24 protein-coding genes and 4 tRNA genes are annotated in these 25,924 nt (G+C 49.8%); 21 read left to right on the top strand and 7 right to left on the bottom strand.

Going from position 1 to position 25,924, the window contains the following annotated elements; genetic code table 11:
• The coding region (gene yidC, locus ACTHUT_RS04585; RefSeq protein ID WP_440418685.1) for a membrane protein insertase YidC at positions 1–1,445 on the top strand (1,445 nt) is incomplete at its 5' end.
• Positions 1,446–1,540: 95 nt separating this feature from the next.
• Here yidC and ACTHUT_RS04580 read toward each other — a convergent pair.
• Both ACTHUT_RS04580 and ACTHUT_RS04575 read right to left on the bottom strand, forming a co-directional pair.
• The gene (locus ACTHUT_RS04580; protein ID WP_049336370.1) at positions 1,541–2,251 is read right to left on the bottom strand and encodes an SAM-dependent methyltransferase; all 711 of its coding nucleotides are present in this window, start codon (positions 2,249–2,251) and stop codon (positions 1,541–1,543) included.
• Between the two features lie 54 nt (positions 2,252–2,305).
• On the bottom strand, positions 2,306–2,896 hold the full coding sequence (locus tag ACTHUT_RS04575; RefSeq protein WP_440386507.1) for a Maf family protein: 591 nt from the start codon (positions 2,894–2,896) through the stop codon (positions 2,306–2,308).
• Positions 2,897–2,951: 55 nt separating this feature from the next.
• On the opposite strand from ACTHUT_RS04575, the gene ACTHUT_RS04570 reads away from it, so the two are divergent.
• The 17 genes from ACTHUT_RS04570 to ACTHUT_RS04490 all read left to right on the top strand — a co-directional run bounded on the left by ACTHUT_RS04570 (position 2,952) and on the right by ACTHUT_RS04490 (position 15,813).
• Positions 2,952–3,455: a YceD family protein gene (locus ACTHUT_RS04570; protein WP_070836800.1), complete on the top strand. Its 504-nt coding sequence runs from the start codon at positions 2,952–2,954 to the stop codon at positions 3,453–3,455.
• A gap of 33 nt (positions 3,456–3,488) precedes the next feature.
• On the top strand, positions 3,489–3,668 hold the full coding sequence (gene rpmF, locus ACTHUT_RS04565) for a 50S ribosomal protein L32 (protein ID WP_002240035.1): 180 nt from the start codon (positions 3,489–3,491) through the stop codon (positions 3,666–3,668).
• A gap of 92 nt (positions 3,669–3,760) precedes the next feature.
• Entirely contained in the window at positions 3,761–4,285 is a 525-nt protein-coding gene (locus tag ACTHUT_RS04560) for a phosphoribosyltransferase (protein ID WP_003748924.1), read from the top strand.
• A gap of 121 nt (positions 4,286–4,406) precedes the next feature.
• Entirely contained in the window at positions 4,407–5,477 is a 1,071-nt protein-coding gene (gene plsX, locus ACTHUT_RS04555) for a phosphate acyltransferase PlsX (protein ID WP_440386506.1), read from the top strand.
• Positions 5,478–5,630: 153 nt separating this feature from the next.
• Positions 5,631–6,593, top strand: coding sequence for a beta-ketoacyl-ACP synthase III (locus ACTHUT_RS04550; RefSeq protein WP_440386504.1), 963 nt, complete (start codon positions 5,631–5,633; stop codon positions 6,591–6,593).
• Positions 6,594–6,644: 51 nt separating this feature from the next.
• A complete protein-coding gene (locus tag ACTHUT_RS04545) occupies positions 6,645–6,992 on the top strand; it encodes a DUF1294 domain-containing protein (RefSeq protein ID WP_440386503.1) in 348 nt (115 codons plus the stop codon).
• A gap of 9 nt (positions 6,993–7,001) precedes the next feature.
• Positions 7,002–7,928, top strand: a complete 927-nt coding sequence (fabD, locus tag ACTHUT_RS04540) for an ACP S-malonyltransferase (RefSeq protein WP_440386502.1) — start codon at positions 7,002–7,004, stop codon at positions 7,926–7,928.
• Between the two features lie 74 nt (positions 7,929–8,002).
• Positions 8,003–9,004: a hypothetical protein gene (locus tag ACTHUT_RS04535; protein ID WP_440386501.1), complete on the top strand. Its 1,002-nt coding sequence runs from the start codon at positions 8,003–8,005 to the stop codon at positions 9,002–9,004.
• Positions 9,005–9,059: 55 nt separating this feature from the next.
• Positions 9,060–10,130 (top strand): hypothetical protein, encoded by a 1,071-nt coding sequence (locus ACTHUT_RS04530; RefSeq protein WP_440386500.1) that lies wholly within the window; start codon positions 9,060–9,062, stop codon positions 10,128–10,130.
• On the top strand, positions 10,123–10,857 hold the full coding sequence (locus tag ACTHUT_RS04525; protein WP_440386499.1) for a glycosyltransferase family 8 protein: 735 nt from the start codon (positions 10,123–10,125) through the stop codon (positions 10,855–10,857). Before ACTHUT_RS04530 ends, ACTHUT_RS04525 begins: the two co-directional genes overlap by 8 nt.
• Before the next feature lie 294 nt (positions 10,858–11,151).
• Positions 11,152–12,225, top strand: a complete 1,074-nt coding sequence (locus ACTHUT_RS04520; RefSeq protein WP_440386498.1) for a hypothetical protein — start codon at positions 11,152–11,154, stop codon at positions 12,223–12,225.
• A 109-nt stretch (positions 12,226–12,334) separates the two neighbouring features.
• Positions 12,335–13,081, top strand: coding sequence for a 3-oxoacyl-ACP reductase FabG (fabG, locus tag ACTHUT_RS04515; protein WP_440386497.1), 747 nt, complete (start codon positions 12,335–12,337; stop codon positions 13,079–13,081).
• 270 nt (positions 13,082–13,351) lie between these two features.
• Complete coding sequence (locus ACTHUT_RS04510) at positions 13,352–15,334, top strand: monovalent cation:proton antiporter-2 (CPA2) family protein (RefSeq protein WP_440386496.1); 1,983 nt, start codon at positions 13,352–13,354, stop codon at positions 15,332–15,334.
• 69 nt (positions 15,335–15,403) lie between these two features.
• Positions 15,404–15,479 (top strand) — tRNA-Val (locus ACTHUT_RS04505).
• A 33-nt stretch (positions 15,480–15,512) separates the two neighbouring features.
• A tRNA-Asp gene (locus tag ACTHUT_RS04500) sits at positions 15,513–15,589 on the top strand.
• Between the two features lie 39 nt (positions 15,590–15,628).
• Positions 15,629–15,704: transfer RNA gene (locus tag ACTHUT_RS04495), tRNA-Val, on the top strand.
• Positions 15,705–15,736: 32 nt separating this feature from the next.
• Positions 15,737–15,813, top strand: a tRNA-Asp gene (locus ACTHUT_RS04490).
• Positions 15,814–16,101: 288 nt separating this feature from the next.
• On the opposite strand, the gene dacB is transcribed toward ACTHUT_RS04490, so the two are convergent.
• Together dacB and ACTHUT_RS04480 are read right to left on the bottom strand one after the other, a co-directional pair.
• Positions 16,102–17,514, bottom strand: coding sequence for a D-alanyl-D-alanine carboxypeptidase/D-alanyl-D-alanine endopeptidase (gene dacB / locus ACTHUT_RS04485; protein ID WP_440386495.1), 1,413 nt, complete (start codon positions 17,512–17,514; stop codon positions 16,102–16,104).
• Between the two features lie 70 nt (positions 17,515–17,584).
• On the bottom strand, positions 17,585–19,012 hold the full coding sequence (locus ACTHUT_RS04480) for an MFS transporter (protein ID WP_440386494.1): 1,428 nt from the start codon (positions 19,010–19,012) through the stop codon (positions 17,585–17,587).
• Positions 19,013–19,147: 135 nt separating this feature from the next.
• Here ACTHUT_RS04480 and ACTHUT_RS04475 point away from each other — a divergent pair, with 135 nt between their 5' ends.
• From ACTHUT_RS04475 to ACTHUT_RS04465, 3 genes are all read left to right on the top strand, one after another.
• Positions 19,148–19,714, top strand: a complete 567-nt coding sequence (locus tag ACTHUT_RS04475) for an NADPH-dependent FMN reductase (protein ID WP_440386493.1) — start codon at positions 19,148–19,150, stop codon at positions 19,712–19,714.
• Positions 19,715–19,859: 145 nt separating this feature from the next.
• Positions 19,860–20,537 carry a response regulator gene (locus ACTHUT_RS04470; RefSeq protein ID WP_440386492.1) on the top strand — a complete coding sequence of 226 codons (678 nt, stop codon included), beginning with the start codon at positions 19,860–19,862 and terminating at the stop codon, positions 20,535–20,537.
• A gap of 29 nt (positions 20,538–20,566) precedes the next feature.
• The gene (locus ACTHUT_RS04465; protein WP_440386491.1) at positions 20,567–21,880 is read left to right on the top strand and encodes a sensor histidine kinase; all 1,314 of its coding nucleotides are present in this window, start codon (positions 20,567–20,569) and stop codon (positions 21,878–21,880) included.
• A 129-nt stretch (positions 21,881–22,009) separates the two neighbouring features.
• On the opposite strand, the gene aroB is transcribed toward ACTHUT_RS04465, so the two are convergent.
• The 3 genes from aroB to pilQ all read right to left on the bottom strand — a co-directional run bounded on the left by aroB (position 22,010) and on the right by pilQ (position 25,886).
• Positions 22,010–23,089, bottom strand: a complete 1,080-nt coding sequence (aroB, locus tag ACTHUT_RS04460) for a 3-dehydroquinate synthase (protein WP_440386490.1) — start codon at positions 23,087–23,089, stop codon at positions 22,010–22,012.
• A gap of 21 nt (positions 23,090–23,110) precedes the next feature.
• Complete coding sequence (locus ACTHUT_RS04455) at positions 23,111–23,623, bottom strand: shikimate kinase (RefSeq protein WP_440386549.1); 513 nt, start codon at positions 23,621–23,623, stop codon at positions 23,111–23,113.
• A 130-nt stretch (positions 23,624–23,753) separates the two neighbouring features.
• Entirely contained in the window at positions 23,754–25,886 is a 2,133-nt protein-coding gene (gene pilQ, locus ACTHUT_RS04450) for a type IV pilus secretin PilQ (RefSeq protein WP_440386489.1), read from the bottom strand.
• Positions 25,887–25,924: the final 38 nt, after the last annotated feature.

The raw sequence follows: 25,924 nt of genomic DNA, 5'->3' as shown, positions 1-25,924 counted from the left end.
CCGTCATCGATGAGAAAAGCGGCGACCTGCGTCAGCTGACCCTCTTGCAATACAAAGCAACCGGCGACGAACACAAACCTTTCGTCCTGTTTAACGACGGCAAGGAATACACCTACGTTGCCCAATCCGAGCTTTTGGACACACAAGGCAACAACGTTCTGAAAGGCATCAGCTTTAGCGCTCCGCAAAAACAATACAGTTTGGAAGGCGACAAAGTCGAAGTCCGCCTGAGCGCGCCTGAAACCAACGGCCTGAAAATCGACAAAGTTTATACTTTCACCAAAGGCAGCTACTTGGTTAACGTCCGTTTCGACATTACCAACAGCAAAGGCCAACCCGTCAACCTGAGCGCAGACTACCGCATCGTCCGCGACCACAGCGAACCCGAAGGCCAAGGCTACTTTACCCGCTCTTACGTCGGCCCGGTGGTTTACTCCCCTGAAGGCGGCTTCCAAAAAGTCAGCTTCTCTGATTTGGACGACGATGCCAAATCCGGCAAATCCGAAGCCGAATACATCCGCAAAACGCCGACCGGCTGGCTCGGTATGATTGAACACCATTTCATGTCCACTTGGATTTTGCAGCCTAAAGACGGCCAAAGCGTTTGTGCCGCAGGCGACTGCCGTATCGACATCAAACGCCGCAACGACAACCTGTACAGCGCAAGCGTCAGCGTGCCTTTAGCCGCCATTCAAGCCGGCGCGAAAGCCGAAACCGCCATCAACCTGTATGCCGGTCCGCAAACCACTTCCGTTATCGCCAACATCGCCGACAAACTGCAACTGGCCAAAGACTACGGCAAAGTACACTGGTTCGCCTCCCCGCTCTTCTGGCTCCTGAACCAACTGCACAACATCATCGGCAACTGGGGCTGGGCAATCATCGTTTTGACCATCATCGTCAAAGCCGTGCTGTACCCGTTGACCAACGCCTCTTACCGCTCTATGGCAAAAATGCGTGCCGCCGCGCCTAAATTGCAAGCCATCAAAGAGAAATACGGCGATGACCGCATGGCACAACAACAAGCCATGATGCAGCTTTATAAAGACGAGAAAATCAATCCGCTGGGCGGCTGTCTGCCTATGCTGTTGCAAATCCCCGTCTTCATCGGCCTGTACTGGGCATTGTTCGCCTCCGTAGAATTGCGCCAAGCGCCTTGGTTGGGTTGGATTACCGACTTGAGCCGTCCGGATCCTTTCTACATCCTGCCTTTGATTATGGCGGCGACCATGTTTGCACAAACTTATCTGAATCCGCCGTCAACCGACCCTATGCAGGCGAAAATGATGAAAGTCATGCCTTTGATTTTCTCCATCATGTTCTTCTTCTTCCCTGCCGGTTTGGTTCTGTACTGGGTAGTCAACAACCTCTTGACTATCGCCCAACAATGGCACATCAACCGCAGCATCGAAAAACAACGCGCCCAAGGCGAAGTCGTTTCTTGATAAAAGCTTAGGCAACGCAAAGGCCGTCTGTTGTTCAGACGGCCTTTTTCTATTTCCTCAAACAAATGCAGTTTGAGATTAAGTCCAATCCAGTTTTAAGCGGCATGCAACACAAAAATCGTCGGGCGTTTTTTCAAATTCGGCATTTCTTTTCTTTTTCGCCACTGCGCAATCGTCTGGCTGATGATTTCCTGTGTCGGCAAGGTTAAGTCCGTGGCCACGCATAATCGCGTTTCAGGATGCAGGTTTTCCACCGCATCAGCCAACAACGCATCGTTGCGATACGGCGTTTCGATAAACAGCTGCGTTTCATTCTGCTGGCGCGACCGTTGCTCCAAAGCCTTCAAACACTGAATACGCTCATTTTTTTCAGACGGCAGATAACCCTTAAACGCAAAGTTCTGCCCATTCGCACCTGAAGCCATCAGCGCCAGCAACAAACTGGACGGCCCGACCAAAGGCCGTACTTCAAAACCGTGTTTATGCGCCAACGCCACCAAATTCGCGCCCGGGTCGGCAACAGCCGGGCAACCCGCCTCGCTGACAATGCCCATACTGCGCCCTTCTTGCAAAGGTTTCAGCAATTCCGGCAAAGTCTTCAAATCCGTGTGTTCATTCAGCGTTTGCAGATTCAGCTCGCGGATAGGCGTAGTTACGCCCAAATGTTTCAAATGCGCGCGCGCTGTTTTCTCCGCTTCCACGACAAAATCCGTCAGCCCGACAATCGCCTGTTGCTCATGCGGCAACAGGCATGGCGTATCAGGCGCACCCAAAGGGGTAGGAATCAAATACAAAATCGGTTTCATTCTTGCAGCTCCAAAAAATCTCAGGCCGTCTGAACGCATTCAGACGGCCTCAAACTATAAAACTTCCACACCTTCGTTTTTCAAAAAATCAATCAGACGGAAAATCGGAAGACCGATCAAAGCATTTGGGTCCGTACTTTCAATACGCTCCAACAAAGCGGCGCCCAAACCCTCGCTCTTCGCCGCGCCGGCACAATAAACCGCATCCGGCTCGCGTTCCAAATATCGGCTGATTTGTTCCTGCGACAACTGGCGCATGGTAACCACCGTATGATCGACATGATGCTGAACCTTACCCGTGGCAGTATTCAAAAGCACGATTGCACTGTAAAATTCAATCCGTTTTCCGCTCAAGTCCGCCAGCATCTGTTGTGCATTTGCGACGTTCATCGGCTTGCCCAATTGACGTCCTTCGCACAATGCGACTTGGTCTGCGCCGATAATCAGCGCGGCAGGGAAAGCTGCCGCCAATGAACGGGCTTTACCTTTAGCCAAACGCAGCGCCGTTTCGCCCGCATGCTCGCCCGCAATAGGCGTTTCGTCAAAATCAGGCGATGCCGTCTGAAAATCAATACCCAACCGACGAAGCTGTCCGCAGCGGAAAACCGAACTCGATCCTAAAACCAAAGGCAGTTTTACTTCCATATTTTTACTTAAAAACATTGACGTTAGACCGCCGAAATTATATCATACTCCGTTTATGTCATACCCTAATTTGATTGACCCAGAAGTTTTCGCCGCCGAAGGGCAGAATCTGCAAGGCAGCTTCCTGCTCGAAGAATTGGATGAACGAGTCAGTTCGCACGATTATCCGGCCGACAAACAGACGCGCGTGTCGTTTACGCTGCAAGGCGGCCGCGACCGGCTACAACGTCTGTTTCTCGATTTAAACGTCAAAGCCGACATGCCCCTGATTTGCCAGCGTTGCATTACGCCCATGCCGTTTCTGCTCGATGAAACCAGCCGTATCGTCCTGTTTGCCGATGAAGAGAGTTTGGACGAAGCCATGCTTGCCGATGAAGAATTGGAAGGCATGCTGCTCGAAAAAGAGCTTGACGTGCGGACTCTGGTTGAAGACCAAATCCTGATGTCGCTCCCTTTCTCCCCTCGACACGAAGACTGCGGCAACAATGGAACACTGGAAGAAGTCAATCGGGACAAACCAAACCCCTTCGCTGTTTTAGCAGGTTTGAAAAGCAGTTAATTAGGACACAGTTTATTTATTTAGGAGCTTGAAATGGCCGTTCAACAAAACAAAAAATCCCCTTCTAAACGCGGTATGCACCGTTCACACGACGCTCTGACTGCGCCTTCTCTGTCTGTCGACAGCGCAACCGGCGAAGTGCATCGTCCACACCACATTTCTCCAAACGGTATGTACCGTGGCCGTAAAGTGGTAAAAGCTAAAGGCGAATAATCCGTTCGTCTGACTGAAAAAGCCAGAATATTGCCATGCAATGACTGGCTTTTTTGCATTGCACCCTGTATTTTCCTCTTCGGAAGCACACCATGAAACGTAAAATCTGGTACACCTACGACGACATCCACCGCGTAATCAAAGGATTGGCGGAAAAAATCCAAAACTCCGGCACCAAATACGATGCCATGATTGCCATTGGCGGCGGCGGTTTTATCCCTGCCCGCATGTTGCGCTGCTTCTTGGAAATCCCGATTTACGCCGTGACCACAGCCTACTACGACAACGATCACGAAGGTCAAGTGACCGAGGAAGTGAAAAAGGTCCAATGGCTCGATCCCGTTCCCGATGTACTGAAAGGCAAAAACGTACTGGTTGTTGACGAAGTGGACGACAGCCGCGTTACCATGGAATTCTGCCTGAACGAATTGTTGAAAGAAGATTTCGGCACCATCGGCGTGGCAGTATTGCATGAAAAAATCAAAGCCAAAGTCGGCAAGATTCCCGAAGGCATCCCTTATTTCAGCGGCATTACCGTGGAAGACTGGTGGATCAATTATCCTTGGGATGCACTGGACATCGACGAACACAATAAATTGGCCGCGCAAAACCGATAAATCCGGCATGACCCTCGCAACAAGCCTTCCCATCTGATTTTCAATCCATCTCCTGAAAATCAGATGAATGTGCTCGTCCGATGGTCCGAGGCCGTCTGAAACACACAAACCGGAGAACAACATGATTACACTGGCCGTAGATGCCATGGGCGGAGATGCAGGCCTTGCGATTACCGTCCCCGGTGCAGTGGATTTCCTCAAACAACAATCCGACGTACATCTGATTATGGTCGGCGATGAAGCAGCAGTCCGCCAAGCATTAAGCTCGGCAGGCGCGCCCATGGACCGCATTACCGTCTGCCATGCAGCACAAGTTGTTGAAATGGATGAAGCGCCGCAATCCGCGCTGAAAAACAAAAAAGAATCATCCATGCGCATCGCCATCAACCAAGTTAAAGAAGGCAACGCGCAAGCCGCCGTATCGGCAGGCAATACCGGCGCATTGATGGCGACCGCCCGATTCGTCCTCAAGACCATTCCCGGCATTGAGCGACCTGCCATCGCCAAATTCCTGCCTTCCGACAGCGAACACGTTACCTTAGCTTTGGATTTGGGTGCAAATGTCGATTGCACACCCGAGCAACTGGTTCAATTTGCCATCATCGGCAGCGAGCTGGTACACGCCCTGCACCCGGAAAAAGGCAGCCCGCGCGTCGCCCTCTTGAACGTCGGTACAGAAGACATCAAGGGCACGGATGCCGTCAAACAAACCTTTAAACTGTTGAGCAGCAGCAAACTCAACTTCATCGGCAATATCGAAAGCAACAGCGTTTTGTATGGCGAAGCCGATGTCGTTGTCGCGGATGGGTTTGTCGGCAACGTTATGCTCAAAACCATCGAAGGCGCGGTTAAATTCATGAGCGGCGCCATCCGCCGTGAATTCCAAAGCACCCTGTTCAACAAACTTGCCGCCATTGCCGCCCTGCCCGCACTCAAAGGCTTGAAAGGCAAACTCGATCCGCGCAAATTTAACGGCGCCATCCTGCTTGGTTTACGCGGTATCGTGATTAAGAGCCACGGCGGAACCGACGAAGTCGGCTTCCGTTATGCTTTGGAAGAAGCCTACCACGAAGCCAAATCCGCTGGCCTCGCCCAAATCGAACAAGGCGTAGCCACCCAGTTGGCCGCTTTAGAAGCCGCCAAAGCAGAAACAGAGCAGGAAGAAACCGCCTCTCCGGCCACGGAAGCTTAAGGCTGATATACACAGGCCGTCTGAAACTTCAAAATGTTCAGACGGCCTGTTTTTATCTTTGAAACACCAACTTCATGCTTCATATTGGGAATTTCCCCATTTTCGCTTACAATATCCGACTATCTGAATTAACTCTCTAAAAAGGCCGTTCTCATGCAATATGCCAAAATTTCCGGCACAGGTAGCTATCTTCCTGCCAACCGCGTCAGCAATGACGACCTTGCCAAAAAAGTGGATACTTCCGACGAATGGATTACCACGCGTACAGGCATCAAATTCCGCCATATTGCAGACGAGGGCGAAAAAACCAGCGACTTGGCCGCCGAATCAGCACGCCGCGCCTTGGCAGATGCCCATTTACAGGCTGACGACATCGACCTGATTATCGTCGCCACAGCCACTCCCGATATGCAGTTCCCCTCCACTGCGACCATCGTTCAGCAAAAATTAGGCATAACCAACGGCTGCCCCGCCTTTGACGTACAAGCCGTGTGCGCCGGTTTTATGTATGCCATGACCACTGCCAATGCCTACATCAAAAGCGGCATGGCGAAAAACGCTTTGGTTATCGGCGCGGAAACCTTCAGCCGCATCGTCGATTGGAACGACCGCACCACCTGCGTCCTCTTTGGCGACGGCGCAGGCTCGGTTGTCTTAAGCGCATCTGACGAACCGGGCATCATCCACAGCAAACTCAAAGCCGACGGCAACTACCTCAACCTTTTAAACGTCCCCGGACAAATCGCCAACGGCCAGGTTTGCGGGTCGCCCTACATCAGCATGGACGGTCCCGGCGTATTCAAATTTGCCGTCAAAATGCTGGCAAAAATTGCAGATGACGTTATCGAAGAAGCCGGATACACCGCCGATCAAATCGATTGGATTGTGCCGCACCAAGCCAACAAGCGCATTATCGACTCTACCGCCAAACACTTGGGCTTGAGCATGGACAAAGTGATCTTGACCGTCCAAGACCACGGCAACACTTCCGCAGCCTCCATTCCGTTGGCACTGGATGTCGGCATTAAAAACGGCCAAATCAAACGCGGACAAAACCTCTTGCTCGAAGGCATCGGCGGCGGTTTTGCTTGGGGTGCGGTTTTGGTGAAATACTAATGGTTGGGCCGTCTGAACACCTCTTTCAGACGGCATATTCTGCTCAAACCCATGAAATCCCTAACGTTTGCATTCTGCATCAGCGGCCTGTTTTTAAGCATAACGGCTGTAATATTGCCCAAACTGGCAATCGCCTATCTCGCACTGAGCGCATACGTTTTCCTGCTTTACTACCAAGACAAACAGCGCGCACGCAACCACGGCAGGCGCATACCCGAAGCAAAATTGCATCTGCTCAACCTGCTTGGCGGTTGGCCGGGCGGTTATTGCGGCAGCCTTGCATTCCGGCATAAAACCAGCAAATCCGGATTTATCCGCACCTTCCGACTGGGTGCCGCAACCAATACTGCCGCCACCCTCCTTCTGCTGGCAGACACCCTCAAACATTCAAACCAATAAGGAATTACCATGTCTTTCGCATTCTTCTTTCCCGGACAAGGCTCACAAAGCCTAGGCATGATGAACGGCTTTGCCGAGCAAGCCATCGTTAAAGCCACATTTGACGAAGTTTCCGCCGTATTGGGTCAAGACCTGTGGGCAATGATTAACGGCGAAGATGCCGAATTAATCGGACAAACCGTCAACACCCAGCCCATCATGCTGGCCGCCGGCATTGCCACCTACCGCGCCTACTTAGAAGCAGGCGGCAAAACCCCTTCCGTCGTTGCAGGCCACAGCCTCGGCGAATACACCGCCCTCGTCGCCGCCGGCGCATTGGATTTTGCAGACGCAGTCAAACTGGTCCGCCTGCGCGCCGAACTCATGCAATCTGCCGTACCGCAAGGCGTAGGTGCAATGGCCGCTATTTTGGGTTTGGAAGACGAACAAGTCAAAGCCATTTGTGCCGAAGCCGCACAAGGCGAAGTCGTTGAAGCCGTCAACTTCAACTCCCCGGGCCAAGTCGTGATCGCCGGCAACACCGCCGCAGTCGAACGCGCCATGGCCGCCGCCAAAGAAGCCGGGGCCAAACGCGCCCTGCCGCTGCCCGTTTCCGTTCCCTCACATTGCAGCCTCATGAAGCCCGCAGCGGAAAAACTTGCCGAAGCATTGAAAGACATCACCATCAAACAACCGCAAATCCGCGTCATTCATAACGCCGATGTTGCCTCTTATGATGATGCCGATAAAATCAAAGATGCCCTAGTACGCCAACTGTACAGCCCGGTGCGCTGGACAGAAACCGTCAACGCATTGGTTTCCGAAGGCATCACCGAATCCGCCGAGTGCGGCCCCGGCAAAGTCCTCGCAGGCCTCGCCAAACGCATTAACAAAGAAGCCGTATGCAGCGCATTGACCAATGCCGATCAAGTGGCCGCATTTATTGAAGCCCACTAAAACGTTTTCAGACGGCCTTATCCTGTCAGGCAAGGCCGTCTGAAAAATCAGCTCCACTCCAATCCGAATACATTATGAAAAAAACCATTATTCTTGCCGTTCCCTACATGTACGGACTGGATCAATGTATCGAAAAAAATCTGCGTTTTCTTGGTTTTGAGGTCATCAACCTGTGCTATGACGACCGGGATTCCTATTACCCGAACTTGGGCAGCAGACTCAAAAACCTCTATCACAAACACATCACCAAAGACGGCAACTATAAAAAATACCTCAAATACAGCCGCCACCTCGACGACATTCAGCAAAAATTGGCCTTGCTAAACGGTAAAAAAGCCGATTATGCGCTCTGTATCCGCGCCAATATTTACCCCAAAGAAATCATCGCCACCATCCGAGAACACAGCAATGTTTGCGTGAATTATCAATGGGATGGCGTAGGTCGTTTTCCAGATATTATTGAATATTTGGATTATTTTGACCAATGTTGGATTTTCGATCCCGACGATATTCAAAAATATCCACAATGCCGTTTCAAAGCCACCACTAATTTTTACTTTGACTTTCCCGTGGCGGAATATGCACCCACCAACAAACTCTACTTTTTAGGCGGCTACGAACTTAGACGCGAAGAGCAAACCAAACGCTTTATCCAAGAAACTGAACGCCTCAATTTACCCTTGGATTTCCATATCTACTGCAAAGATGACAGGGCCGAAAAAGCCTTCGGACACAACGGCATCCGCTATCTCGACCGCAGCAGCATCCTCAGCTTTGAAGAAAACCTCAGCCAAGTACAAAGTTGCGGTGCGGTCGTCGATTTTGCACAATTCGAACATTACGGCTTATCATTCCGTATCTTTGATGCGTTGCGTTTCGATAAAAAACTGATTACCACCAATAAACATATTTTAGAGACCGACCTATACCACCCAGACCGTGTGTTCGTATGGGACGGCGGTAATTTAGACGCATTGCCTAAATTTTTGGCGCGCCCGTATCAGCAACCCGCCCCTGAAATCAAAGCCTATTATTCGTTTACACAATGGCTAAACCGCCTGCTCGGCATTGATTAACCTTATTGTCTACGGCAGATAACCCTGCCTGACAAAATATTATATTGAATACATTATGAGTAAGAAAAAAGTCATTCTCGCCATGCCGGAACTCTTCAAAATCCACGAACTCATTATTGAGAACTTGGAGAAATGCGGATTTGAAGTACTGTCCCTGACCTATGAAGAAAAAGAGTTCAAATACAAAAATGTATTTCAACGGCTGAAAAAAATCTGGTATCGAAATATTCTTGGACAAAAAGACTTCAAAAAACGGACCATGTTCCGCGCCGTAGAAGAACGCCTCAATACCCTGTTAAGCGAACATCCCGAACAAGCGGATTATTGCTTCATGATTTGGCTGGGCGCCTATCCGAAAGACTTTATCGCCAAGCTCAGAGCGCATTCCAAACTAATGGTGTACTACAACTGGGAAGCCCTGACCTTCTTAAAAGAAGACTTCGACAACATCGAATTTTTCGACAAATTTTACTTTTTCGATCCGTTTGACCAAGGCAAACACCCCGAATACGCCGAAAAACTCTTTCCAACCACCAGCTTCTACTTTGACAGCTTCAGGCCGTCTGAAAACCCGCAAAACAAAATCTTGTTTATCGGCTCGTACGCCGCCGACCGCAACAACGACATCCGCGCATTTTGCGAAGCTGCACGTTCAATCGGTTTAGAAATAGATTTCCGCTTGGCCAGCAAGAAAATCGAAGAAGAAAAAGCGGCTTTGGGCATTCCAGAAGTCGAGTTTTTCTCCTTTGAAAACGCCCTCTCCTATCGTCAAAACTTAGAAGAAGCGGCCAAATCCTCCGTATTGGTGGATTTCCTCAACCGCAAGCACTACGGTCTCTCTTTGCGGATTTTCGAAGCGATTGGTTTGGACAAAAAACTGATTACGACCAATCCGACCATCGTACATTACGATTTTTATCACCCGAACAATATGTTCTACTGGGACGGAAGCAACCTTGAAGAACTCAAAGCCTTCCTGACCTTGCCGTATGTACCGCTTGCCCCAGGCTTGAAGCACAAATACAGCTTCAGCAACTGGATCAGCTGCGCATTTGATATTGAACCGAATATCCCTATCGGATTACCTGAAATCGATAGAGAAGTTGTGGAGAATTTAAATGTTTGACAAGGAAAAGCTGCTGACTTCTGTAATTCCTATCAGGACACACCAGCCAGCAGCAACCGTGCAACATATTGTCTATGCGGCCGATCAAAACTACATCCGCCATATCGGCACATCCATGCTCTCTGTTTTGGCAAACAACCGCTTTCCTATTCATTTTCATCTCTTGGTCAGCGGTTCGGAAAATTATGACTTCGATATTTTCAACCAACTAGAAAATATCAATCCAAATTACGCCGTAACGGTTTATCACCTGAATACAGATTATTTTTCTACCCTGCAGACAACCAGCTATTTCACCATCGCCATGTACTACCGGATGTGCATACCCGCCATACTTGGCGATATAAGCGATACTGCACTCTACTTGGACACAGACGTTCTCTGCTTAGGCGATATATCAGAACTGTTTACCGTCAACCTTGACCGCAAACTTCTCGCAGCCGTTCCAGAAACAACACTTTACCGTGCCTACATCAACAAATTGAATGTATTCGGTTTTAGAAGTACAGACCCCTACTTCAATTCAGGCGTACTGCTGTTTAACAACAAATTTTGGAACGAATCATCCGCTTACACTATCCTAAGCGAGAAAATACGGCAAGTCGAACTCAGCAAATTTATCTTGGCATGTCCGGATCAAGATCTGCTCAATCTAAGCTGCAAAGGTAAAGTAGGGTGCCTACAATTGGATACATTGGCACCACCGGGCGGAAGAACTAAACGATAACCCTAACAATATCCGGCTTGTTCATTTTATCGGCGGAACCAAGCCTTGGCATCATCTTGGTTTCCATCCTGTTTATGATTCTTTTTATAGAAAGTCTCCTTGGTATGATGGTTATTTCCATCAAAATCTAAAAACTACATTACACTTCTCTAATTCCTACCAAAAATACAAACAAGCTGCCAATCGCTTATGGCAGCAAGGAAACAAAAAACAGGCATTGGCGTACTACAAAGAATACTTACTACGGAAATTTAATCTTATGAAACAAAAATCATCCCTTGGAGTAACTTATTTATGAGTAAGAAACCCATTATCCTACTCGGCATGCTTCGCGTTAATAAAATGGAAAGTTTGGTAATTGACCATCTTAAGAAATACGGTTTTGAGGTCGTAGATATAAGCTACGACCACATTGCCCCTCCGTTCAAATATAAATCTCTCCGCATGAGGCTGGATACATTTGTCCGAAAAAATATCTTCCGTAAAAAGGATGCTAAAAAGAAATTAATTGAAGAAACGGCTAGGTTGCACTTTGAAGCAATCCATAAGAAAACATCCGAACTCATAGACAATTACGAATCTTTTGACTATGCCCTCATTCTGGGTGGTCAGGTGTACCCAAAAGATCTGCTGCTCAAAATCAAACAAAAAACCCAAAAATCCATAGTTGCCTACCAACCTGACGGCATAGACAGATTTCCCCAAGCTAAAGAAAACATAGAATTATTTGACCGCTTTTATGTCTTTGACCCCAAAGATATTAAGAAATATATGGGTCACCTCCACCCTGCAAGCAATTTTTATTTTGAAAACTTAGCAGAAAGCTCAGAAATTTCATCTGACTTCTACTTTATCGGTGCACATCTACCCGTTCTAAAAAGAGATCAGGCAATTGCCACTTTTGCACGCTATGCATCAGAGAAAAACTGGAATTTGGACTTTACCATCTACCATATTGACCAAGGAAGCCTGGCACTACATCACGAGACCTATCCCGAAAACATCAAAGCCACCCTGCAACCTATCAGCTTTGCCGAAAACATACACCGAGAGCAACAAAGCAAGGTATTGCTAGATTTCAAAACCCCTATACACACAGGATTATCCTTCCGCACTATCGAAGCAGTTGGTTACCGTAAAAAACTGATTACTACCAACATCCATGTTGCTGAATATGATTTTTACCATCCTGACAATATCTATATTTGGGATGAAAAAACCTTTGACGGACTGGACGAGTTTTTGGAAAGACCTTATCACGAGCTTCCGGCCAAAATTTATCAAAAATACAGTTTCAGAAACTGGGTCAACTATGTTCTAGATATTCCGCCATACATAGTAATCGGCTTACCCGAAGCAGATTCATAGCATACACAACCCTTTCAAACGACCTACCGACAAAAATTAGATTAAAAAACCTATTCGTGGTATAAGGCCGTCTGAAACCATTTTTCCAATCGCAATTAAGGAATAAAACATGAGTACACAAGATTTAAGCGGTAAAATCGCTTTGGTAACCGGCGCATCGCGCGGTATTGGTGCGGCGATTGCCGATACTTTGGCTGCGGCCGGTGCAAAAGTTATCGGCACGGCCACCAGCGAAAGCGGTGCGGTTGCAATTAGCAAGCGCTTGGCGCAATGGGGCGGCGAAGGCCGTGCATTGAATTCTGCCGAACCTGAAACCATCGAAAACCTGATTGCCGACATCGAGAAAGAATTCGGCAAACTGGATATTTTGGTCAACAACGCCGGCATTACCCGCGACAACCTCCTGATGCGCATGAAAGAGGAAGAATGGGACGACATCATGCAGGTCAACCTCAAATCCGTCTTCCGCGCCTCTAAAGCCGTATTGCGCGGCATGATGAAACAGCGTACCGGCCGCATCATCAACATTACATCCGTTGTCGGCGTGATGGGTAATGCCGGTCAGACCAACTATGCCGCGGCAAAAGCGGGCTTGATCGGTTTCTCCAAATCTATGGCTCGCGAAGTCGGCAGCCGCGGCATTACCGTCAACTGCGTCGCCCCGGGCTTTATCGACACCGATATGACCCGCGCCCTGCCGGAAGAAACCCGCAAAACCTTTGAAGCGCAAACTTCTTTGGGCAAATTCGGTGAAGCGCAAGATATTGCCGATGCAGTCTTGTTCTTGGCTTCTGATCAGGCAAAATACATTACCGGTCAGACACTTCATGTCAACGGCGGCATGTTGATGCCTTAAACCGTTTGTTTATTTAAAGGCCGTCTGAATATTTCAGACGGCCCTTTTTGTCAATCAAAACACTATTTTACATTCTATCTTGATATAATCTTAATAATCCGTTAGATAACGCTCGAAACAGTAAATCCAAATAAGCATGATACGGGAAATCAAATCGCAGAAATGAAGTTCATTCTGTGCGTTTTTATTTGGGTTTACTGTCAGTTTTCGACGTGTTTCAGACGGCCTCTATATAACAATATTTACTTTTAATGAAAGGCCGCCCACTCTATGCACGAATTTTCCCTTGCTCCCATTGTCATTGTTCTGTTGGTTGCCGTTATTACGGTTATCTGCTGCCGCAAATTCAACATTCCTTCCATGCTCGGTTATCTTTTGGTCGGTTTTATTGCCGGTCCGGGTATGTTCAGATTGATTCCGCAAAGCCACGCTACCGACTATTTGGGCGAAATCGGCATTGTGTTCTTGATGTTCAGCATCGGCCTCGAATTCTCCCTGCCTAAGCTCAAGGCCATGCGCCGCCTCGTATTCGGTTTGGGCGGTTTGCAAGTCATCGTTACCATGCTCTCGATTATGGGCATTTTGATGGCGATGGGCACGCCGTTTAACTGGGCGTTTGCCACCGCCGGCGCACTGACCATGTCGTCCACCGCCATCGTCAGCCGCATTTTGTCGGAGAAAACCGAGCTTGGTCAGCCGCATGGTCAAATGGCCATGGGCGTTTTGCTGATGCAGGATATTGCCGTTGTACCGCTGATGATTCTGATTCCGGCGCTTGCAGGCGGCAGCGAAGGCAACTTGTGGGTAGAACTGGGCTTGGCCGGTTTGAAAATGTTGCTGACCTTGGGTATTTTGTTCGTTATCGGCAGCCGTGTGATGTCGCGCTGGTTCAGACTGGTTGCCAAACGCAAATCGTCCGAACTCTTCATGATCAACGTTTTGCTGGTTACTTTGGGCGTAGCCTATCTGACAGAGCTTGAAGGCCTGTCTATGGCATTGGGCGCATTCGTCGCCGGTATGCTGCTTTCCGAAACCGAATACCGTATTCAGGTGGAAGACGACATCCGCCCATTCCGCGACATCCTGCTCGGCTTCTTCTTCATCACTGTCGGCATGAAGCTGGATATTCAGGCGCTGATCGGCAATTGGCAGCAAATCCTGATTTTGTTGGTCATCCTGTTAGTCTTGAAAGCACTGGTCGTCTTCATCATCGCTTTGCGCATGAAAAACCCTGTGGGCGACAGCCTCAAGAGTGCGCTTTATTTGGCGCAAGGCGGTGAGTTCGGTTTCGTGATGCTGGCCATTTCCAGCAAAATCAATATGGTTTCGCCCGAATTGGAACAAGCGGCCACCGCAGCCGTCTTGCTCTCCATGATTGCCGCACCATTTATCTTGGGCAGCAGCGATGCCATCGTCAGCCGCTTCGTCAAATCCGACTGGGACATGAAAGCCTTGGACTTGCACTCCATGCTGGTGGAAACCATGAGCAAATCCGAACACGTCCTGATTATCGGTTTCGGACGCGGCGGCCAATCGGTTGCCCGCGTATTGGCTCAAGAAGGCATTCCCTACTTCGCCCTCGACTTGGACATCGCACGCGTACAAGTGGCACGCAACGCAGGCGAACCGGTTTCCTTTGGCGATGCCAAACGCCGTGAAGTCTTGGAAGCCGCCGGCTTGGGACGCGCTAAAATGGTGGTTATTACGCTGAACAATATGCACGAGACCCAACATGTTCTCGGCAACATCATGTCCATGCATCCGAGCATGCCGGTTTATGTTCGCGCCACCAATGACGATTACGTCAAAACCTTCACCGAAATGGGCGCGGAAGAAACCGTTTCCGACACCAAAGAAACCAGCCTGGTACTGGCAAGCTATGCCATGTTGGGCCACGGCCTCTCCTACAACCATGTTTATCAAACCATAACCCATATCCGTCACAGCCGCTATGCATCGTTGCAAGACTTGTTTATCGGCAGCGATGATGACAGCTTCTCAGACGAAGACAGCAAAGCCATCTCCCGTCACGCCTTCCCGTTGCACGGCGAGGCACACGCCATCGGCAAAACCATCCGCGAACTGCCCTTGTCCGCCCATCATCTGAAGCTATTGTTTATCCGCCGCAAGACCGGAAAAATCCAAGACCTTGATCCTGATTTTGTTTTGGAAAACGGCGATATTTTGGTTGTCGCAGGCAAGCAGGAAGAAATTATTTCCTTTGAAAACTGGTGCTTGCAGGGAGACATCTAATAATCGGCAAATAAATCTTGCGCGCATCAGGATTTTTTGGTTTAATAGCGTCTTCGCAATTTTGCGCACGGGTGATTAGCTCAGTTGGTAGAGCGTCTGCCTTACAAGCAGAATGTCGGCGGTTCGACTCCGTCATCACCCACCAAGTTTCCTTTTCATTGTCTTTGACAGTGGATGCGCGGTGGTAGCTCAGTTGGTTAGAGTACCGGCCTGTCACGCCGGGGGTCGCGGGTTCGAGCCCCGTCCGCCGCGCCATTATTTCAAAATACTGATTTTTCAGTATCTCCCTTTTTCGGGTGATTAGCTCAGTTGGTAGAGCGTCTGCCTTACAAGCAGAATGTCGGCGGTTCGACTCCGTCATCACCCACCACTTTCCTTTTCATTGTCTTTGACAGTGGATGCGCGGTGGTAGCTCAGTTGGTTAGAGTACCGGCCTGTCACGCCGGGGGTCGCGGGTTCGAGCCCCGTCCGCCGCGCCATCAAGTTAAAAATAAAAAATACCGGTTTTTACCGGTATTTTTTTCGTCTGTACCTTATGCTTTTTCGTAAAAAGTCCGATTACTTAAACAAGAGAAGCCGGAAATAAAACTTAAAACATACGTCTTCAATACCAAAGATAAAACCATCCATCTCAAGCTGATTCACACCAAACGCTTATTCATCCAATCCCTGAATCATCCTTCAAAATAGACATAAATACCTACCCCTTCTTACACAAAGGCCGTCTGAAAACGTCAATACATTTTCAGACGGCCTTTTTTAGCTTATCAAACCTGATACCTAATCATGCAGGAAGCTTTAGCATCAATCCAATGATCTCCGCCCGGCTGAACGATTTTAGACACCAGCTTATCCAAGTCGCGTAGATAATCGGTTGACTTCGGGCTGTTGATAATGACGACAACCACTAACGGCTTTTCGCCCAACCAATATCCAGCCAGTGCGCGGACATCTTTGAGCGTACCGGTTTTGAGGCGCAGGTTTTCACCGGGCTGTTTCAAGCGTGTTTTAAGCGTACCGTCTTTACCGGCAATCGGCAGCGTACTGATAAACTCGTTTTTAAACGGGCTAAAGTAGGCTTTTTCCAACATTTGCGCCATCATTCGCGCATTGAGCCTTTCTACGCGGGACAGGCCTGAGCCGTTTTCCAACACCAGCCCTTCCGTATTGATACCGGCAACCGCCAGCTCGCTTTTTACGATAGAAGCGGCCTTAGTCTGCGCCAGCTTGTAATCAGACATATTTCCGGCAAATTTAAGGAAAACTGAACGGGCAATCAGATTATTGGAATGCTTGTTCATATCGGTGAGGATATCGGTAAGCGGTTTGGAGAGATGACTTGCCAAAACATGCGCATCATGAGGCGCGATACCTGTCGTCAGGCCGTCTGAAACCGTACCGCCTTGTTGACGCCATTGGTTGACAAAACTTTTGCCGACAAATTCTTTCATGCTGTACATATTCAGATACAGCTCTTTGCCCAAGCAGCTTTCCGGCAGCTTGCCCGATACGGTCAGCGTATTGTTTTTATAGGAAGTCTTCATGTGGTTTTTTAAAACACTGCACTTCCCTTCCTTATCTTCAAGCGTCAATTTGTTTTGAATATTCAGATTCGGCAGCGGCGGATTGGTACGGATGACCAAGCGTCCGTCTTCTTCTTTTTCAGCACTAAGTTCAACGGTTTTATACGCCAACATATTGGGATCGGGCGGCGTCATAAAGCTTTCGGCAGAATCGGAAGCAAAATCATCCGGATTCTTCACATCGCCCCAGAGGCTGCGGTCGAGTATCAGATGTCCGTCAATATGGCGTATGCCCTTATCGCGCATCTGTTGCTGCATCTGCACCAGAGCATGCTGGTCAAACACAGGATCGCCGCTCCCCACCCAATACACATTGCCTTTCAGCGTATCGCCTTTGATTGTGCCGTTGGTTTTAAACTCGGTTTTCCAACGATAATCGCCGCCCAACATACGAAACGCGGTAAACGCCGTTACCAGCTTCATGGTTGAAGCAGGATTGCGCAACTCATCGGCACGGTGTTCCACAATCACTTTGCCGCTGTCCAGTTCCTGCACATAAACGGAAATCTCATTTTCAGGAATACGGCCGAAATCCAAAGCCCATGACGGACACGCCGCCACCATCAGGCCGATTGATAAAATATTTTTTAACTTCATTGTGTTACAAAAAATTGATACATTTGTACGAGGTACTGAGGCCGTCTGAACGTTTCAGACGGCCTGTTATTTATTTCTGATGCGCTTTCAAACGCAAAGCGAACATGACGACAACAACACCGACAACCAAGGCGCAACCCATCGCCAAATGGATACCGTCCAGCATTGCCTGTTGCGGCATATCTGCACTGGAAAGTTTCTCGCCGATATTGGTTGCACCGACGAAAAACGCCGCGCCGATGGCACCGGCAATCGGATTGATGGTGGTCAGAATCGCCGCACCGTGCGGATTCAGCGTTTTCGGCAATGAATTCAGACCATGGGTTTCACCGGTTACGCAGGCAGACACGGACACCGCCAACAGCGTAAACATCGCCGTCAGCATCATCACTTGCGTGTCAATCCGTAAAAACAGCCACAATACCGCCAACGACACCACCAGCATCACCGTGGCCGGCAAGACGACAAAGCGTCCGCCCTTTTTGTCCAGCAGTTTGCCGAACAAAGGTGCGGCAACTGCTTGGGCAATGCTGGCGGGCATCAGGATCAGGCCGGTTGCCGTACCGGTCAGCATCAGCACCTGCTGAGTGTACATCGGCACCATCAGTTCCAATCCCAAAAACAGGAATACCGCGCCGGCCAAAATCACAACGCAATATCTGAACTGCTTGTATTCAAACGCACGAAGGTTCAACAAAGGCGTCGCCAAACGGAACTGACGGTGTGCAAACCACCCCACCAGCGCAACGGAGGCGGCAAAGAGCAGGATGAATTCCACCAGCGGCAAATGGGCGAAATTACTGCTCGCATACACCAGCCCGCCGAAACCCACGACCGACAAAACGGCCGACAACACATCAATCTTCGGACGGCTGATGTTGCTCAAATTAACCGTCAAATATTTGCCCACCAATACCATCGCCACCAGCATAAACGGCGCGGTAAAACCAAACAGCACGCGCCAATGCGTATGGTCGATGATGATGCCCGACAGAGTCGGCCCCATTGCAGGCGCGGCGGTAAACATCATGGTAATGACACCCATCGCCGTTCCGCGCTTGTTGGGCGGGAAAATCGACAACACGCCGTTAAACAGGAGCGGGACGAAAAACGCGGCAGACACTGCCTGCACCATCCGCCCCACAACCAGAATTCCGAAAGTCGGCGCAAACGCGCAAATCAGCGACCCTGCCAAAAACGTTGCCTGCGTAAACAGCACCATTTTGCGCGTTTCAAACCATTGAATCACGCCCGCCGTAATCGGCGTAAACGCGCCCATGACCAGCAAAAAGCCCGTCGTCAGCCATTGAACCGTGGTCTTATCGACACCGAAATCTTTCATAATCGGCGTAAGCGCGACATTCAGCAACGTATCGTTGAGATAGCCGAAAAATGCGCCGATAAACAGCGTCGTCACAATGGTTTTAGCAGGAAAATCAGGATTGTCGGCGTGGTATTCGTGCGCCGTATCATTTTCTTGAAAATCAGAAGCGTGCATAATAATTTGAAATATCGGAAAAATTGTTATTTTAGCATAAACCGGCTGACAGGCCGTCTGAAACCTTGACCGCTTCCCTAGACAACACTAAAATCCAGAATAGTTTTCATTTCCATTATCAAACAGGAGAAAAACATGTCAAAAAAAGTCAGCATCTTGGTCGGCAGCCTGCGTAAAGGTTCGTTCGCACGAAAAATCGCACAAAACGTCATTTCCATGTTCCCCGAAGGCTACGAAGCACAAATCGTCGAAATCGGCCATTTGCCTTTGTATAACTTCGACTACGACGATCCTGCCGTTACCGACTTCCCCACTCCGTCCAGCTATACCGAGTTCCGCGAAACCATCAAAGCTTCAGCCGGCGTATTGTTCGTGACTTCCGAAAACAACCGCACCGTCCCGGCCTGCCTGAAAAACACCATCGACATCGGCTCCAAACCCAATGCCGATGTTGCCTGGAAAAAAACACCGGCCGGCATCATCAGCCATTCCGTCGGCAAAATGGGCGGTTATAGCGCGCAAAAAAATCTGCGCCTTGCTCTCTCATATTTCGATATGCCGCTGACCGGCCAGCCGGAAGTGTTCCTCGGCAACTCGCCCACCCTGTTTGACGACAACGGCCGACTCATCGAATCCGCGCGTGAATTTGTCCAAGGCTATATCGACCAACTGGTTGCCTTGATTGAGAAAAACCCTAAATAATCGGGATTGAAGCATACAGGCCGTCTGAAAACCGAATTTCAGACGGCCTCATCTTTTGCAAAAAATCAGTTTTTCAACCCTTCCTAAATTTTTACTAATTGAGTGCGGTTATAATCACTATCCACCCATCCTCCGGAGAACTTCCATGCGCGTATTATTGGTTGAAGACGATGCCATGATTGCCCAAGCCGTCAGTGCCAATCTGAAAGACGCCGGCTACGCTGTTGATTGGGTCAGCCGCGGTTCGGAAGTGGCCGCGGCAGTGGCGGCACAAGCATACGATTTGCTGCTCTTGGATTTGGGTTTGCCCGGCAAAGACGGTTTGGACGTATTGGCGCAAATCCGCAACGGCAGCTGTACCGTTCCCGTCTTAATCGTAACCGCGCGCGACGATTTGCACAGCCGACTCAACGGCCTGGACGGCGGCGCAGACGACTACATCGTCAAACCCTTCGACATGGCAGAACTGCAAGCCCGCATGCGCGCCGTATTGCGCCGACACGGCGGACAGGCGCAAACGCTGCTGACCAACGGCATCATCACGCTCAACCCTTCCACCCATCAGGCGGAAGTAGTCGGGCAGGAACAGGCCGTCATGCTCAGCAACAAAGAATTTGCCGTCCTCCAAGCCCTGCTGCTGCGTCCGGGCATGATTCTGTCGCGCAGCGATTTGGAGGACAAAATTTATGGCTGGGGCGAAGAAGTCGAAAGCAACGCCGTTGACTTCCTGATTCACGCCTTACGCAAAAAACTCGGCAAAGAAGCGATTCAAAACGTCCGCGGGGTCGGCTGGCTGGTTGCACAAAACAACCAGGCCGTCTGAAAAACCAAAACAATATCAACACACAAACCATGCAACGCCTTATCCACACCATCAAACAATCCCTGCAAGTCCGAATCAGCCTCGCCCTGATCTGCATGCTCCTGCCCCTCTCCATCCTTGCAGGCATATTTTCTTATTACGATACTTATCACGAGACCCAAGAGGTTCAAGACGACCTGTTGCGCCAAGTCGCGAACTATCTCGACCCGAGCGATGCCGATGACGAGAAACACTCGCTCGACAACGACAACAAGATTTCCGTTCAATTTCCCAATACGCCCAACCCCATTGTCAGCCTGCCTGAGAAGATTTCAGACGGCCTGCACACCATTCAGGCCGATGACGACGACGATTACTACCGCGTTTATACCCGCACCACCAAGCAAGGCCGCATTGCCGTCATGCAGGAAAGCGACTACCGCGAAGAGCTGGCCGAAATGGCCGCCGTACAGAGCATCCTCCCCATGCTTCTCGCCCTGCCCCTGATTATCCTGCTTACCGTCTGGATTACCCATCGCGCCATGCGTTCCGTCAAAACCCTGTCCAACGATTTAGAGCAGCGCCAAATCAACGACCTCTCGCCAATGGACACGCAAGACATTCCCAGCGAAATCCAAGGCTTTGTCGTCGCCATCAACAACCTGTTGCAACGTACCGACGAAAACGTCCGCCAACAGCAACGCTTTATCGCCGATGCCGCACACGAATTGCGCAGCCCCATGACCGCCCTTTCCCTTCAGGCAGAGCGGCTCAACAATATGCAGCTGTCCGCCGAAGCGCGCGAGCAGTCCGCCCTGTTGCAACAAAGCATACAGCGCAACCGCCACTTGCTCGAGCAACTCCTTTCCCTCGCACGCGCCCAAGCACCCGAAACCCAACGCCCCAAAACCCTGATCAGCCTGCAAAACCAGTTCCGCCGCGTCTTGCAGGAACTCATGCCGCTGGCGCTGGCCAAAGGTCAAGACATCGGCGTCGCCGTCGAAAACGACTGCCAAATCCATGCCGATGACACCGAAATCTACACCCTTATCAAAACCTTTACCGACAACGCCATCCGCTATACTCCCAAAGGCGGCCGCATCGATTTGGGCTTTGACGAAACCGCCGGATACCTCAACATCTGGGTGGAAGACAACGGCCCCGGCATTCCCCCAAGCGAACGCCAACGCGTTATCGACCCTTTCTACCGTATTCTCGGCACCGAACAACAAGGCACCGGCCTGGGGCTGTCCATCGCAGACACCATTGTCAAACGCCATCAAGGCCGTCTGAAACTGGCCGACAGCCGACGCTTTGACAGCGGCTTTCTGATTATTGCCGAGTTGGATAAAAAGACGCTTTAAATAATCAACCCGCTCAAATTGGTTTATCTAGCTTTAAGCCGATGAATCAAAACGCTTTAAAACCAAAGGCCGTCTGAAAATGACTTTCAGACGGCCTTTTTATATTTTGAAGCAAACCTACTTCATTCCTCACAAATACGGCTGCAAGGTTTGACGGAGGATTTCCATATCGGTAATTTCAGTGATATTGGCTTTGCCCAAGTATTCCAAGCCGACAAAACGCATGATGCCGCTGCTGACTTTTTTGTCGTGGCTCATGTGTTCAATCCATTTTTCAAATGAGAAAACGGGCGGCGCAGACGGGAGGGAGGCGGCTTTCATTAAAGCGGCAATGCGGTCGGTATCGGCTTGCCGGGTTTTGCCCAAAATTTGCGACAAATGGGAAGCGAGGACGCAACCTGCGGCAACGGCTTCGCCATGCAGCCATACGCCGTAGCCCATTTCGGCTTCGATGGCATGGCCGAAAGTGTGGCCGAGATTAAGCCATGCGCGGATGCTCTGCTCGGTTTCGTCTTGGGCAACAATATCGGCCTTCATTTTGCAGCAATGGTAAACGGCTTCCGCCATTTTTTCTTGATGTTGCGCCATCAGGTCGGCCATATTTTCTTCCAACCAAGCAAAAAATTCGGCATCGCCCAATGCGCCGTATTTGATGACTTCGGCCATGCCTGCGGAAAGTTCGCGTTGCGGCAGCGTTTGCAAGGCGGTCAAATCGGCCAAAACGGCTTGCGGTTGGTAAAACGCGCCAATCATGTTTTTACCGAGCGGATGGTTGATGGCGGTTTTACCGCCGACCGAGGAATCAACCTGGCTGAGCAATGTGGTCGGCACTTGGATAAAAGGTGCGCCACGCTGATAAGTCGCTGCGGCAAAACCGACCATATCGCCTATCACGCCGCCGCCCAAAGCGATTAAAGTGGTTTTGCGTTCGGCACGGTTTTGCATCAGGCCATCGTAAATCAGGTTGAGCGTCTGCCAGTTTTTATATTCTTCGCCGTCGGAAAGGATGATGCTGAAATGCGGCACGCCCAGTCTGTCTAAGGCCGTCTGAAGCTGTTTGAGGTAAAGCGGCGCAACGGTTTCGTTGGTAATGATGGCCGCTTTTTTGCCTAAATAGGGCTGAAGCAGCATATCGGCCTGCTCGATCAGTTTATGCCCGATAAAGATGGGGTATTGATGGGACGGGGTTTGGACAGTCAGGGTGCGCATGGTGTTCCTTTGTAAAGCGTGTTATTCGCTCAATATTTCAATCAGCCGTTTGAGCGTTTTGTGGCAGCTGTCGGACTCGATGACGAAATGGGCGGTTTGACGGTACAGCGTATCGCGCTGGTCATACAGCTCTTGCAGTTTGGCCAAAGGGTTGGCAACTTGCAACAGCGGCCGGTTGCTGTCGTAACGGGTACGCTCCAGCAAGGTTTCAGGGCTGGCATGCAGATAAACAACCGTGCCGTTTTGGCGCAGAATCTGTCTGTTTTCACTGCGCAACACGGAGCCGCCACCGGTCGATAAAACGATGTTACGCCGGGAAGCGAGCTTTTTCAGCATATTGGTTTCGCGGTTGCGGAAGCCTTCTTCCCCTTCCATCTCAAAAATGGTCGGAATGGATACGCCCGATGAAGTGCAGATTTCGTAGTCGCTGTCGTAAAACGGGCATTCAAACATTTGGGCAAGCTGCTTGCCCAAAGTGGTTTTGCCCGCGCCCATCAGCCCGACTAAAATTAAATTGCCGTTGATTTTTTCCATAAGGGTCATTTTATACGATATGGCGGTTTCGTGGAAAAGTTCGTGGTTTTTCAGACGGTCTGAAACGAAAGGCCGTCTGAAAACGAAAACAGGCATACCTTTGCAGATATGCCTGTTTGTCATTCTAAAATCAATAACGCAGATTGTTACCCACATTGTCCATAATGCGCGGCGTGATGAAAATCAACAGCTCACGGCGGTTTTCACGCTTGCCGCGTGATTTGAACAAATTGCCGACAACGGGAATATCGCCCAAAACGGGAACTTTGTTCACTGCGTTGGTGCTTTCTTCTTCGTAAATACCGCCGACAATCAGCGTACCGCCATCTTCAACCATGGCTTGGGTATTCAAGTGTTTGGTGTTGATACACTTGGTTGTCAGAGAATCTACGGTACAGTCGATCGGGGTATCGCGATTAATCTTCACAGTCATGATGATTTGACCGTCAGGCGTAATGTTCGGCGTTACGGTCAAGCCCAAAACGGCTTTCTTGAAGGTAATCGAAGTCGCACCGCTGGAAGAAGCTTCTTGGTAAGGGATTTCCGTACCGGATTCAATTTTGGCTTCTTTACGGTCTTGTGTCAGCACGCGCGGATTGGAAATGGTTTTGCTCTTACCTTGTTCTTCAGACGCGCTGATTTCCAAACCCAATGCGCCGGACGAGAACGCACGCACCAGCGCAATGCTGTTGACTGCGGCTGCGGTCGGCAGGCTGACGTTCGGATCCAAAGACCATGTGCGGTAGCCTATGTCGCCACGGTTTAACGAGGCATTGGTGTTGTAGTTGGTTTGCGCATTATTCCAGTTGCTGCCCCATGCCGTACGGCCGCTCGCGCCACCGGAACCGAATTTAACGCCCAAGTTGCGGAAGAAGGTATCTTCTGCTTCGACAATGCGCGCTTCAACCATCACTTGACGGGTCGGAACGTCCAATTCATCAATCAGTTTGCGGAATTTCTCAATCACGCCGCGGTTGTCGGTTACAATCAGCGTATTGGTGGCCGGATCGATTAAGGCGCTGCCTCGGTTGCTCAACAGAGTGTTGCGGGTATTGGAATTATTGCTGTCGTATTCCTCCAAACGCAGAATTTTGCGGAATTCTTCCACGTTTTTGTATTTCAACTGGAAGGTTTGAGAATACAGCGGACCCAATTCGGCAATCTCTTTTTCCGCCTGCAAGAAGGCTTTGTCTTTTGCCAACAATTCATCGCGGGGGGCGATATTGATAATGTTGCCTTGACGGCGCATATCCAAATTGCGCGCCTGCATGACCAAATCCAAAGCCTGATCCCAAGGTACATCTTTCAAGGACAGGGTCATGGTGCCTTTGACGGTATCGCTGGCAACAATATTCACGCCGGACTCTTTCGCCAAAATCTGCAAAATGGTACGGACTTCTACATCTTGGAAGTCCAAGGAAATTTTACGGCCTTTAAACGATTTGTTCGCATTTTGGTTCAAGCCGCCGGATTCGGTATTGGCGGCTTTAGGCGATACTTCAAATACAAAACGGCCGGAAGAGGCTTTGGTATTGATGTCCCAATTCGCATTATTGTTGCGGATAATGAGCTGGGTAGAATTGCCGATACGTTTGAGCGTAACGTTTTGTACAGGCGTATTGAAGTCAGCCACATCCAAACTGCGTTGCGCTTGTGTCGGCAGCGTATGGTTTTTCAAGGTAACAACGACGCGGTCGCGCTGCTGTTTAATGTCCGGCTGTCCGCTGAAACCAGGGGCAGACAATTCAATAATGCCGGAATTGCGTGCGCCTTTGCGGAAATCGATATTGGCAGCAGAAACGGCTTGATAAGCCTGAGTAGCGCGCGCGGTAGACGGTGTAGCCGCACGTTCATTTACAACGGCCGCATTGGTTTGGTCAGTAGATTCGTTTACGAATACCCAAACTTCGTTGCCGCGAATCTCAGTATTGTATTGGCTGATTTTGTTCAAACCCAAAACCACGCGTGCGCGGTCGTTGTTTTGTGCCGCAGTAATTTGATTCAACAAGGGGTCGGCATATTCCAAAACAGGCTGGGGCAAACGGATATTGGTGTTGGCAAAATCCAATGCAATACGCGCCGGAGTAGATGTTACAAAACCATGAGGTGTGGTGACGTCTTTGTCGAAACGGATTTTGATGATTTTTTGGTTGTCAGGCAAAGTGGAAACGTTGATATCGGTAATATTGCCTGCAAAGGCCGTCTGAACAGCGAGGGCAACGCTGAAGCCGGCAAATAATTTTGTCATGTGCTTGGTTTTCATAATCGAGTGAGACCCCTAAATTAATTTGAATTCGAACT

It is taken from the genome of Neisseria sp. P0022.S010 (genome assembly GCF_051956635.1).
The sequence above is the reverse complement of the archived record's forward strand: the minus strand, read 5'-3'. Positions and strand labels throughout refer to the sequence as shown.